At 37.5% G+C, this 13,481-nt stretch carries 7 protein-coding genes; 3 read left to right on the plus strand and 4 right to left on the minus strand.

From position 1 onward, the window contains the following. Positions 1-210: 210 nt before the first annotated feature. Positions 211-2,001, minus strand: coding sequence for an aspartate--tRNA ligase (aspS, locus tag V3564_RS03635; protein ID WP_455480252.1), 1,791 nt, complete (start codon positions 1,999-2,001; stop codon positions 211-213). Positions 2,002-2,133: 132 nt separating this feature from the next. Between aspS and rnd the strand changes: the two genes are divergently transcribed. After that, on the plus strand, positions 2,134-3,288 hold the full coding sequence (gene rnd / locus V3564_RS03640; RefSeq protein ID WP_455480253.1) for a ribonuclease D: 1,155 nt from the start codon (positions 2,134-2,136) through the stop codon (positions 3,286-3,288). 636 nt (positions 3,289-3,924) lie between these two features. Here rnd and ppx read toward each other — a convergent pair. Continuing rightward, a complete protein-coding gene (gene ppx / locus V3564_RS03645) occupies positions 3,925-5,436 on the minus strand; it encodes an exopolyphosphatase (RefSeq protein WP_455480254.1) in 1,512 nt (503 codons plus the stop codon). A 6-nt stretch (positions 5,437-5,442) separates the two neighbouring features. Then, positions 5,443-7,623, minus strand: a complete 2,181-nt coding sequence (locus V3564_RS03650) for an RNA degradosome polyphosphate kinase (RefSeq protein ID WP_455480255.1) — start codon at positions 7,621-7,623, stop codon at positions 5,443-5,445. A gap of 324 nt (positions 7,624-7,947) precedes the next feature. Here V3564_RS03650 and V3564_RS03655 point away from each other — a divergent pair, with 324 nt between their 5' ends. Both V3564_RS03655 and V3564_RS03660 read left to right on the plus strand, forming a co-directional pair. Further along, positions 7,948-8,196, plus strand: coding sequence for a zinc-finger domain-containing protein (locus V3564_RS03655; protein ID WP_455480256.1), 249 nt, complete (start codon positions 7,948-7,950; stop codon positions 8,194-8,196). 31 nt (positions 8,197-8,227) lie between these two features. After that, a complete protein-coding gene (locus V3564_RS03660) occupies positions 8,228-9,466 on the plus strand; it encodes an FAD-binding protein (RefSeq protein ID WP_455480257.1) in 1,239 nt (412 codons plus the stop codon). A 153-nt stretch (positions 9,467-9,619) separates the two neighbouring features. Here the strand turns inward: V3564_RS03660 and dnaE are convergent, their stop codons facing one another. Then, positions 9,620-13,108 (minus strand): DNA polymerase III subunit alpha, encoded by a 3,489-nt coding sequence (gene dnaE, locus V3564_RS03665; RefSeq protein ID WP_455480258.1) that lies wholly within the window; start codon positions 13,106-13,108, stop codon positions 9,620-9,622. Positions 13,109-13,481: the final 373 nt, after the last annotated feature.

Here is a 13,481-nt window from a genome sequence, read left to right on the forward strand (position 1 = left end):
TTCAAACTTTCCAGAATAATGCAATGTTTAGGAACACTGCATTATTCTTATACACACTAAATATACATAATCTTTTCTGCACCCCTAAAGAACTCAAATGAAGCATATATCTAAGCTTTTTATAAACAACGTATATACCGATGTAATTTATTTAAAGACATCAAAACTTCACTGTAGGTAAAAAATTGCAATACCCTACAATCAACTTTATTAACTATTTTTGATAGCAGGAGCAACTCGTATCCCTAAATCACGTAATTGTGTAGGAGAAACATCAGACGGAGCACTCATCAAAAGATCAAGCGCTTGCTGATTCATAGGAAATAAAGAAACCTCACGCAAATTTTTAACACCTTGCAAAAGCATAATAATACGGTCAATACCAGCCGCCATACCGCCATGCGGTGGTGCTCCATAATGAAATGCACGATAAAGAGCACCAAAACGGTCTTCTACTACTTCTTTAGAAAGACCCGCAAGATCAAAAACCTTAAGCATCATTTCTGGAGAGTGATTGCGGATTCCACCCGATGCAATCTCATAACCATTGCAAACAAGATCATACTGAAAAGCTTTAAGAGTAAGAGGATCTTGACAGTTAAGAGCATTTTCCCCACCCTGAGGTAAGGAAAAAGGATTATGTGCAAAATCAAGCTTTTTTTCATCTTCATTCCATTCAAAAAATGGAAAATCAACAATCCAAGCTAAAGAGAAACACTCCCGGTCGATAAGGTTTAATTCTTCCCCCACCCGTGTACGCGCTGCTCCCACAAAAGATAAAAATTTCTTTGGGTCTCCTGCCACGAAAAAACAGGCATCACCACTTTCAAGACCAAGCTGCATACGGATAGCTTCAGTTCTCTGCTCGCCAATATTTTTAGCAATAGGGCCTGCTCCTTCAAACTTTCCTTCTTCTTCACGCCAGAAAATATAACCGAGTCCTGGTTGCCCCTCACTTTGTGCCCATACATTCATACGATCACAAAAAGCACGACTTCCACCCGTTTTCGCCGGAATAGCCCACACCTGTGCATTTTCATCATTCGCTAAAATTTGAGAAAAAACTTTAAAACCAGAACCATAAAAATGCTGAGAAACATCTTCCATAATGATCGGATTACGTAAATCAGGCTTATCTGAGCCATATTTTCGCATTGCTTCATCATAGGAAATACGAGGAAAGTTTTGTGTTACAAGTTTTCCATTTGCAAACTCTTCAAAAAGAGAACGCATAATGGGTTCCATTGTTACAAGAACATCTTCCTGTTCAACAAAACTCATTTCAACATCTAATTGATAAAATTCTCCTGGAAGACGATCAGCTCGTGGATCTTCATCTCTAAAACATGGAGCAATTTGAAAATAGCGATCAAAACCTGACATCATCAACAACTGTTTGTACTGCTGAGGTGCTTGTGGCAACGCGTAAAATTTTCCCTGATGAATACGACTTGGAACTAAAAAGTCACGCGCTCCTTCTGGTGATGAAGCTGTCAAAAGTGGCGTAGTAAATTCTGTAAAAGCATTATCTTGCATAGATTGTCTAATAGCAGCAATAATTTCAGTACGACGCATTATATTTTTGTGCATAGTTTCACGACGTAAATCAAGAAAACGATACTTCAACCGAATATCTTCTGGATAATCAGGTTCGCCAAAAATAGGTAAGGGAAGCTCATCAGACTTTGAAAGAATTTCCACCTCTTTTGCAACAATTTCAATTTCACCTGTTGGAAGAGATGTATTAATAACTTCATCAGAACGTGCAAACACTTCTCCATCTACACGAATGACCCATTCAGAACGCACTTTTTCGATAATTTTAAAAGCTGGTGAAGCAGGGTCGGCAACAATTTGTGTGATTCCAAAATGATCACGTAAATCTACAAAAAGGATTCCTCCATGATCACGAACACGATGAACCCATCCCGAAAGACGAACCTGTTTTCCTACATCACATTTACGAAGAACAGCGCAATTATGACTGCGATAACGGTGCATAGTTTTTGCCTTTAATTATAATATTTCACATGCGTTACAAACGCTTTTTAACAACCATTTGTCAAGATATGACTACAAAGACTCAAAAAAAAATCAATAAAAGACAAATTTAATTTAACTGGCTATAATAGAATGATGAAACTTATTACACAAACAACAGATCTTGAAATTGCACTTACTGCTCTACGTACCTCAGATTTTGTAACAGTCGATACTGAGTTTATCCGTGAAACAACTTTCTGGCCGCAACTGTGTTTAATCCAGCTTGCATCGCCAGATATTACAATTCTGATTGACCCAATGGCACCAGATATTAATTTACAACCATTTTTTGATCTCATGGTAGATAAAAAAATTGTTAAAGTTTTTCACGCTGCACGCCAAGATATTGAAATAATTTACCATCTTGGAGGTATCATTCCTTACCCTCTCTTCGACACACAAATAGCGGGATCAATCTGTGGATTTGGTGATTCTGTATCCTACGACCAAATTGTACAACGTTGCACGGGTCATCAACTTGATAAATCATCTCGTTTTACAGATTGGAGCTATAGGCCTCTTTCCGAAAAACAACTGCTCTATGCAATTGCCGATGTAACTTATCTAAGAGATGTTTATCTCTTATTAAAAAAACAACTAGAAGAAAACAAACGTATCCACTGGATGGATGATGAAATAGAAATCCTTTTAGCACCTAAAACCTATGATATACCAGAAGATGAAGCATGGAAAAAAGTGAAAGGAAAAGTAAAAAAACCGCGTGAACTTGCCGTATTACAAAAAGTAGCAGCTTGGCGTGAACGGAAAGCACGAAAGTATGATATCCCACGCCGTCATATCATGAAAGATGAGTGTCTTATCGCAATAGCAATTCAACAACCAAAAGATGAATCTGCATTAAAACGTTTGCGTAGCCTGAACAAAAACTGGGATAAACTCTCAATCACTCAAACATTAATCCAAGCTGTCCACGAGGGCTTAGAGGTGGACCTTGCTACTTTACCCGCCCTTCCTAAACATAATCCACTTAATGACAAATCGACTGCTGTTATCGATCTTCTCAAAGTGCTATTAAAACTCGTTGCAAACGAAAACGGCATTGCACCTAAAATTATTGCAACTTCCAGTGACTTAGAAAAAATCGCAAATGGGTGTATAAAGAAAAATATCCCTGCTATGAATGGTTGGCGCTATAAAATATTTGGTCAAAAAGCTGAACAAATGCTCAAGGGTCAGATAGGGTTTTATTTTAATAACGGAAAAATAACCACAAAACAGTTTTAATTTACGAGAAAGTTTAACCATTTGCATTCTGGAATTGTTGCAACAAAAATCTTCTAAAGGAGGTTGTTTTCCTTACTTAGCTTAAAGGTTAGTAAAAAATCGAAAAATAAAAATTTCGCCACCTTATCTTAGTAAAGCAATTTTATTTTTAAAAAAATGTAGAAGAGTTTTGGACAAATTTTAAGCGCTCTCATCCCGGGAAAATCCATTATACTGTCTATGTTCTGAACTAACTGGAATATGGCTCATAGCCAACACAAATATGCAAAGAAAGACATGTTACAATTTCAAAACTTAAATTTGAGCAATGCTTTCTCAAAATGGCAAATAAATCTTAGAAAAAACCAATTAGATACCAAACTTGTATATAAGAGAAATCGTAAAAACAGGAAGCTTTCAATTCTAAAATAAAACCTCTCTATAACAATAGCTTTCCTTATTACAAATAGCAGCTTAGCGTGAACGCAAAGCATGAATGGACGGTGATCTCCCATCCTCATATCATAAAAGATAAAGATCTTAATCAAAATTGAAATTCAACAACCAAAAGGTAAATCTGCATAGCAAAAAAATACGCAGCAATATAAGCATATCATAATATATGAATGAACTTCCTATAACTTAATAGAAAAAGAATCAGAACGTTTCAAAAGAGAGAGGCAATTTTATTATTTTTGATAATTTTTTCAACCGCCAGAGGGGGCGTTCTCCTAATAAATCAGCGTAACGCCTCGGAATATACAATACAACATGATCTGTTTTTTTATGCCACGATAAATGGGGTAAAATTCTTGCAGTAGAAGCGCTAAAAAGATTAGCAATACGCATAACTTCACCAAGAATACGTGCTTTTTTAATTATATCTTTGGTGGCTAATTGAAAAATGGGCAAAGGTTCTTCATCAATCTGCAAACTCGTGTTACGAAAAAAAACAGCAAGTGCAGCATAAATACGCCCCTGATGAGAAATTCCTGGATAAGATCCTAACGCTATCTGATTAGCAGCCTCATTGCCTCGATAATCCGGATGTATGCGCCAACCAATATCCGCAAGAAGACATGCAGCTTTACGGTAACGGCATTCATTTTCAGTTTCTGAAATTCCAAAAACTTCAAAGGCATTACTCGTGAAATCAATAAGTTCTTCTGCCTGCTTTGGTGAGCGTGCCCGTAGAATAGCCATTTCCATACATGCTGCTATTAAAGGATCTGAAGTACGAATCTCTTGCAGCAGTCGTGAATAAAGAAAGCCTTCACGAACTCCAGCTCCAGAAAATATTATTTTTTCAAATCCCATACACTGAATAAGTTCAATAAGAACAATCGCTCCATAAGACAAAAGTTGACGACGATTCCGTGAAACAGCTGAGATTCCTTTCATGTTATCAACATTGCCACTCGCTACAAGACGCAAGAAACCTTCCATCTCAAATGCATCAACTTCATAGCCATGCATCACAGGTAACTGATAGTGTTTAGTTGCCATATGAAGTTTTGCTAAATTACGCCATGTCCCTCCTACTGCATAAAAATAACGTGCCACGCCTTTACGAGCAGCAGCAGACTTACGAAACTGCTCATTTACAATTTTTGCAGCCTCAGCAATATTATTATTTGACATATATTGTAGCCGTAAACCGCCTAACGGTAGAGTTACCCCCTTACCTACATCGAAATTATCAATATCAATAAGCTCGAGACTTCCACCACCAAGATCCCCAGAAATACCCTTTGGTTGGTAAAAAGTAGAAATAACTCCATATGCTGAATAAACAGCCTCTTCGTTTCCTGAAAGAAGATATATTTTATTTTGCAAAATATTTTCAGCATTTTGAATAAATGCTAACCCGTTTTTTGCTTCTCGCGCTGCTGCTGTTGCTAGAGTATAGACTTCATCTGCTCCAATCTGTCGACACAGCGCACGAAACCGTTTAAGTGTTTGCAACGCCATTTTCATCGATTTTTCTTCTAAAAATCCAGTTTTTGCAACACCTTGACCAAGACCACAGAGAACTTTTTCATTAAATAAAACTGTTGGTGAACGAACAAGAGCTTCATAAATAACAAGCCGAACAGAATTTGAGCCAATATCAATAACAGCGACAGGCTTACATCCTTTCAGCCGACCCTGAGCATCTATATATGTCATTGAATTTCAATCTTTATACATTTCGGCTTGCTGCCGATGCAACGCAACCAAATGCAAAGCAGAAGACTCAAAAGATTTTTCCCATCCCGAAAGACCTGCATTGGCCATAAAATACTCCTGCACATTAAACGGAAGCTCATCTTTTTTCGGTGTTACACGTTTTGACCTTCCGTCGTTTAGTATATCAAAGCTTTGTTTATTATCAATAATATTAGCCAGCATAATTTGTAAAAGAATCTGCTTGCGAACCGTTTTATTAAAAACTGGAGCCAATATTTCAACACGATAATCCAGATTACGAGGCATCATATCAGCTGACCCTAAATAAACAAGTGCGTTCTCACTTGGTAAATCTCCACCATTACCAAAACAAAAAATGCGGCTATGTTCGAGAAAACGCCCTACAATTGATTTTGCACGAATATTATCTGAAATCCCCGGAATACCAGGGCGCAAACAACATATACCACGCACAACCAAATCAATCTGCACCCCTACTTGACTGGCACGGTATAAAGCATCAATAATTTCAGGATCAACCAATGCGTTAACTTTCATCCAAATAGCAGCAAACTGTCCTCGTTGCGCATTGGTGATTTCTCCTTCAATATGTTTCAGAATACGACTGCGCAGTGTTAAGGGTGAAAAAGCAATCTTCATTTCTTCGTTTGGGCGTTCATCTTGAGTAATATAATTGAACAATAGTGCAACATCATGACCAATATCATCATCAGTAGTAAAAAAAGAAAGATCGGTATAAATCTTAGCATTAACTGGATGGTAATTTCCAGTTCCAAGATGAACGTAAGAGCAAAGGCGCTTTCCTTCACGCCTCACGATGAGTGACATTTTGGCGTGTGTTTTTAATGCAATAAAACCAAAAACAACTTGAACGCCTGCACGCTCGAGATCACGCGCCCAACGAATATTAGCCTCCTCATCAAAACGTGCTTTAAGTTCCACCAAAGCAGTTACCGACTTACCCTGTTCAGCAGCATGAATTAAAGCGCTAACAATTGGACTATCATTCGATGTACGATAAAGAGTTTGTTTGATTTCTAAAACATCGGGATCACTAGCAGCTTGACGTAAAAACTGCACAACAACATCAAATGATTCATAAGGGTGATGAACCACAATATCATTTTCACGAATAGCTGCAAAGCAATCACCATTATGCCTACGAATACATTCAGGAAAACGAGGATTATAAGGAATAAATTTTAAATCATCCCGTGGCACATAAACAATCTCTGACACCATATTAAGCGCCAAAAAACCATCGAGAATACTGATACAATTATCAGGAACAGAAAGACCATTCGTTATAAATTTGCGTAAATTTTCTGGCATTTTCGCGTCAAACTCAATTCGAATGACCTGCCCACGACGGCGCCTTTTCAAAGCAGTTTCAAAAAAATGAACAAGATCTTCAGCCTTTTCTTCTACTTCAATATCACTGTCGCGAATCACCCTAAATGTACCAATTCCATCAATTTCAAAACCAGGGAATACATAACTCATAAAAAAGCAAATAACATCTTCAGACGCAATAAAACGAAAATTATTACCTTCCTTAGGAAGAAGAATAAAACGCCTTAAGGCCGTTGGAACAGGCAATAACACTGTGATAGAGTGTTGATCAGCACACCGAGATAATTGAAAGGCTATAGAAAATCCTAAATTAGGAATAAATGGAAAAGAGTGAGAAGAATCAAGAGGTAAAGGTTTTAAAATGGGAAGAATTTTATCAAGAAAATACTTTTCGATCCATGATTTTTCAATTTTTGAAAGCTCATCAGGAGAAATAATTTCAATATCATTCTGTTTTAATTCATGACGTAAAATACTCAATTCTCGTAGTTGATTAGCCTGTAAATGTGAAATCTCAGCTAACACAAAATCAAGTTGCTCCTGCGGTGTACGCCCATCTGCACTGCACGCTGTAACCCCAGAACGAATTTGAGCAGCTAGGCCAGCAACACGAACCATAAAAAACTCATCAAGATTTGCTGCTGAAATTGAAAGAAACTGTAGCCGTTCTAATAAAGGATTCTTCGGATTAGCAGCTTCCATCAATACACGAGTATTAAATTGTAGCCATGAAAATTCTCTATTAACAAAGCGTATCGGATTTTTCATTGTTATATCCGATATAGAAACCTGATCTGCTACCCTCTGTTTCATATACTCTAGCTAATCTTCCTCTACACTTTCTAAGATCTTTATAGGTAAATATCTCACAGAACGCTTTACGAATATATTACCGTAACAATAACATATCAATGCACAATTTTTTTCATGTTATTTATATTAATATCTCAAAACAATTGAAACTATTCCTATGCGCAAAGTGCTAAAAATATAGTAACTAATCCCTATAATATAAAAAATAGTTAGTTGGCCTTAAAAAGCACCTTGCATTATTATAAGCTTTATTACAAACTAATGCGTAAAAATAGAAGATCAAAATCACACCTTATTAGACAATTTATCCGGAGTCTGCACACCATGGCTGATCACAACATTCCCCATTTCCAAAATGACCTTGGATATAAAACAATCGAAATTGGTGTCAAAGAATTTATGTGTGTGGGTGCTACACAACCATTCGATCATCCCCATATTTTTATCGATATGGGATCAGCTGATGAAAAAGTTTGCCCTTATTGTTCAACACTTTATCGCTATGTCTCCTCGCTATCGCACAATCAAACAAACCCACAAGGATGTTTATATCATCCAAACGATTCATTATAATGCGTTCTCAGCTTTTTCTATGAAATAACCTATGGATCAATCGCCAATCATCGTTGGAGGGGGTATTGCAGGTTTAAGTACTGCTTTAGCACTCGCTCATAAAGGAATTGCAAGTACTGTTATAGAAAAGTATAAAAAATTTGATGCTGTGGGGGCTGGTATTCAGCTCACCCCAAATGCGACTTGTATCCTTGCTCGTTGGGGAATTCTTAACAAACTTACTGAAGTGAGTATAACGCCACGCTTTCTTGAATTAAGAGATGGAGTATCTTTAAAAACGCGCCTGCGCGCTGATCTTATCAATTTATCAGAAAAAAACTGGAAAACTCCTTATATTACGATTCATCGCGCCGCCTTACAAAAAATTTTATACAACGCGGTTATTGAAAATCCTTTTATCAAATACAAAACAGGCGAATCTGTTGTATTGTTTACACAAACGGAAACTAACAGCATTCATATAAAAACAATAAAAACAGATGAATCAACTACAGCACAACAACAGTCCTATACAACACCGCTTCTTATTGGATGCGATGGAGTTTGGTCTACATTACGGCAATTGCCTCCTTTTCATGAAAAGGCAGATTTCAGTGGCTTTATTGCTTGGCGTGCAACAACAGCATTTGAAAATCTTCCTAAAGGCTTTTGTTCTTTATTGCAAAATACGAAGACAATTACTGCTTGGATGGGACCCAAAAATCACCTTGTTGTCTATCCCATTCAATCATCAGCAAAAGTTTTTAACTTTGTAGCCATTACTCATGAAAAAAATTCAAAAGAAGGGCAAATACATAAAGAAAATTTAAAATCTCTTTTCAAGGATTGGAATTTGCAAATTTTGCAAATCTTTGACCATATTGATGAATGGAGCTATTGGCCAGTCTTTCAAATGAAACAGAACCGTTTTCTAGGCTTAGAGAGACAAGTGTTTGTTGGTGACTGTGCACACGCAACCTTACCCTTTGCAGCGCAAGGTGCTGCTATGGCAATAGAAGACGCCGCTACATTAGCAGAAACGCTCTCTCTTAAAAATCTTTCATTAACTAAAGCTCTTTCGCTTTACGAAAAAATACGCACACCCCGAATTACAGCAGTAAAAAAACGTGGAGATTTTAATAGAATAGCCTATCATGCAACTGGTCCTATAGCACTTGCACGCAATTTTATCATGAAAACTCGTACACCAGAAAGTATCATGTCTCGCCTTAATTGGCTTTATACATATGATGCTATAAACTTAACAAATACGCATAGTAAAAACTTATAAAATTCCCCAATACCTTTTAATTATATAGATAGAAAGTGGCATTTTCTTGATTTTATTATACTAAAAGTCCTTCACAATTTTTCACAAACAAAAGCGAAACTTTCAGAATCTACAGTCTGCCTTAAAGCAAGCAGCGGTCTCATAACTCTTGATTTAAGTCAATTCCACATCAACAACACCATGAATCGATTTCATAGTACTCGCCACACGTGAATTAACCTTGTATCTCTTTGGAAGTGTAATTTCGACCTCCCGTAACCCATCTTCTTGAATAAGAATAAGCCCTACTTCTCCATTCCCTCTAGGATTTAAATTCTGCTCAATTTGTGGAAGCATATCAACTGTTTTTATAAAGAGGCGCATCATTTTATGATGCTGTAACGCTTCCTTTTCCAAAGATTGAAGCGTCTCAAGTCGTAAACTAATGCCCTCAGAGCGATTTTCTGCACTCACTGTGATGATAAAAGATTTTCCGGGTTCTAACATCTCTTCATAATCCGAAAGTACCTCAGAAAATAGAACTGTTTCATACTGCCCGCTTGTATCAGAAAAATGAATAATCCCCATTTTTTTTCCAGATTTTGTTTTGCGTACTTTTTTTGCCACGACAGTTCCAGCAAGCCTAGCAGCAGTTGCTCCTCCTTTAACGGAATTGGCAAAATTAACCCAAGTCTGTACGCGTTTTTTAGCAAGAATAGCTTGATACTCATCCAGAGGATGAGCAGAAAAGTAAAAACCTATTGCTTGAAATTCCCGATAAAGTTTTTCATCCGGTAACCAAGGAGATGTTTGCGATAAAATCAAAGGTTCTTTTAATCCACCCGTCATCCCAAATATATCAATCTGTCCGCTAGAATTGTTATCGAAATGACGAAGTGCACGGGCGTGAAAAGTTTCAAGATTCGCCAATAAAATCTCACGTGAAATATTAAAGCAATCAAAAGCACCAGCACAAACCAAACTTTCCATCGCACGCTTATTAACAATATGGGGATCAATACGCTCACAAAAATCTTCCAAATCCTTAAAAAGTTTATTTCCACGGCAAGCTACAATATGGTCAACAACCGCTTCCCCCACACCTTTAATAGCAGCAAGAGAATAATAAATACAGTTATCACCGACCTCAAAAACACGATGTGATATTTGCACACAAGGTGCAATAACTTTAATACCCAACCTTAATGCTTCACGCCGAAAATCATTTAACTTATCTGTATTCGTCATATCATACGTCATTGAAGCAGCCAAAAACTCAACTGGATGATGTGCTTTCATATAAGCTGTTTGGTAAGAAACAATCGCGTAAGCAGCAGCATGCGACTTATTAAAACCGTAATCTGCAAATTTTGCTAAAAGATCAAAAATAATATCAGCCTGATCCTTGTCAACACCGCCAGCAACAGCTCCATTCACAAAGCGTGTACGTTGTTTTTGCATTTCTTTGTGAATCTTTTTACCCATAGCGCGACGTAATAAGTCCGCTTCACCGAGTGAATAACCAGAAAGCACCTGAGCAATCTGCATCACCTGCTCCTGATAAACAATAACACCTTGTGTTTCTTTAACAAGATAATCTATTTTAGGATGAATAGAAGCAATTTCCTCTTCCCCATGCTTGCGTGCATTATACGTCGCAATATTCTCCATCGGGCCAGGACGGTAAAGCGCGACAAGAGCAATAATATCCTCAATACGATCTGGCTTCATCCCAATCAGTGCCTTACGCATACCAGAACTTTCAACTTGAAACACGCCAACCGTTTCACCACGTGCCATCATAGCGTAGGTCATTTCATCATTCAGAGGAATATTCGATAAATCTATTTTGATACCCTTTCGTGCGACAAAATCTACCGCCATTTTCAAAACAGTAAGCGTTTTTAATCCAAGAAAATCAAATTTTACCAGTCCAGCCTGTTCAACATATTTCATATTAAATTGTGTAACAGGCATATCGGAACGAGTATCGCGATACATCGGCACAAGCTCTGAAAGTGGCCGATCACCGATAACAATCCCTGCAGCATGGGTTGATGCATGACGATAAAGCCCCTCCAGCTGAAGTGCTATATCTAATGTGCGTCCAATGACAGGATCTTTTTTCTTTTCTTCCTCAAATTTAGGTTCATCCTTGATAGCATCAGCCAATTCAACTTGGCTCCCAGGCGTGGCAGGAACTAATTTCGTAAGATAGTCCACCAAACGATACGGGACTTCTAAAACACGCCCAACATCACGCAACACCGCACGTGCCTGTAACTTACCAAACGTAATAATTTGAGCAACTTGATCGCGACCATATTTTTTTTGAACATAATGAATAACTTCTTCGCGCCGTTCCTGACAAAAGTCGATATCAAAATCTGGCATAGAAACACGATCTGGATTAAGAAAACGTTCAAAGAGAAGAGAAAAACGCAATGGATCAACATCAGTAATAGTCAATGCATAAGCAACAAGTGAACCAGCACCAGAACCACGCCCTGGCCCAACAGGAATATCATGAACCTTCGCCCATTTTATGAAATCTGAAACGATAAGAAAGTAGCCAGAAAATTGCATGCGTGTAATAACTGAAATTTCATAATCAAGCCGCTTCTCATAATCTGCAACTGTATATCCTTCTGCCAATCCAATTGTCTCAAGTCGCATTTTTAAACCAGCTTTAGCTTGATTTAATAATTCGGTATCTTCTAGTTTTAAAGTAAGATTTGAATCAACAGATTGCTCTATAAAGCGAGGCAAAATTGGTTTTCGAATTGGTGTAGCAGTATGACAGCGCAACGCAATTTCAACGCTGTTTTCGAGAGCTTCTGGAAGATCAGAAAACAGTGCAACCATCTCATCTTGTGACTTTAAATAATGATCCGGCGTCACGCGTTTACGATCTGGATTAGAGACAATTTGTCCTTCTGCAACTGCCATCAGCGCATCATGCGCTTCATACCATTCTCTGTTCAGAAAAAAAGCCTCATTGGTTGCAACAAGAGGAATTTCATGTGCATACGCCAACTCAATAAGTGCAAATTCTACTTTTCGATCGTAAGAGCCATGCCGCTGTAATTCCACATAAAGACGATCACCAAAAATTTTTTTCAAATAAGTCAAACGTTCAACAGCACGCTCTTTTCTGCCTTCTGCCAAAGAAAAATTAATAGGCCCTCCCTTGCCACCAGTTAAAGCAATTATCCCTTCACTGTGTGACAACAACCAATCAACTTTGATATGAGGAAGATCAGTATCGCACTTATCGAGATAAGCACGACTAACAAGACGAACCAAATGAGCATAACCAATATCGCTAGCAGCTAACAAAACAAGAGAGCAGAAATCAGAAGGATGGTGCCATTTAGAAAAACGCTGGTTATCATTTTCATCACAAAAATCAACTCTGAGCTGACAGCCAATGATAGGTTGGATCCCATGCGAAAAACAATATTGCGAAAATTCCAGAGCACCAAATAAATTATTCGTATCCGTAATAGCAACTGCTGGTGTATGATCTGAAATCGCATGTTGAATGATTTGTGGGATTTTTAAAGCTCCTTCGAGCAATGAGTAGGCAGAGTGCACCCTCAAATGAATAAAGCGAAGGGAAGAGTTTTTTTTATCTCGTATTTTACTTTTATCTTCTACCACTCTCATAATTTCCCACTACAAAATAAATGTCAAATCGCAATCTTTATCTGTATTATAATAGAGAATACTCTAACTTATCACCCCACACATATTAGCAAGACATTCCAGTTCTATTTATATTTATAGGAGATTTCCATCAAGAAATAACTCTACTCACAGCAAATAAACACACCAAAAAGGAGAAAATCGTATAGAATATTGCTAATATTGACACTCTTTTAGGGAAGAGGCGTACAACATTCTCTTGCACTATTTTTATTTTATCCATTTTTTTAATGTTTTTTTCTGCTCAAAACGCAAAGTGTAAATCAAGCAGCTTTCTTTTATATAACTTATCCCCAAAAAGCTCTTTTAAAGCACTGGAAAAAACAAA

It is taken from the genome of Bartonella sp. B12(2025) (assembly GCF_053795135.1).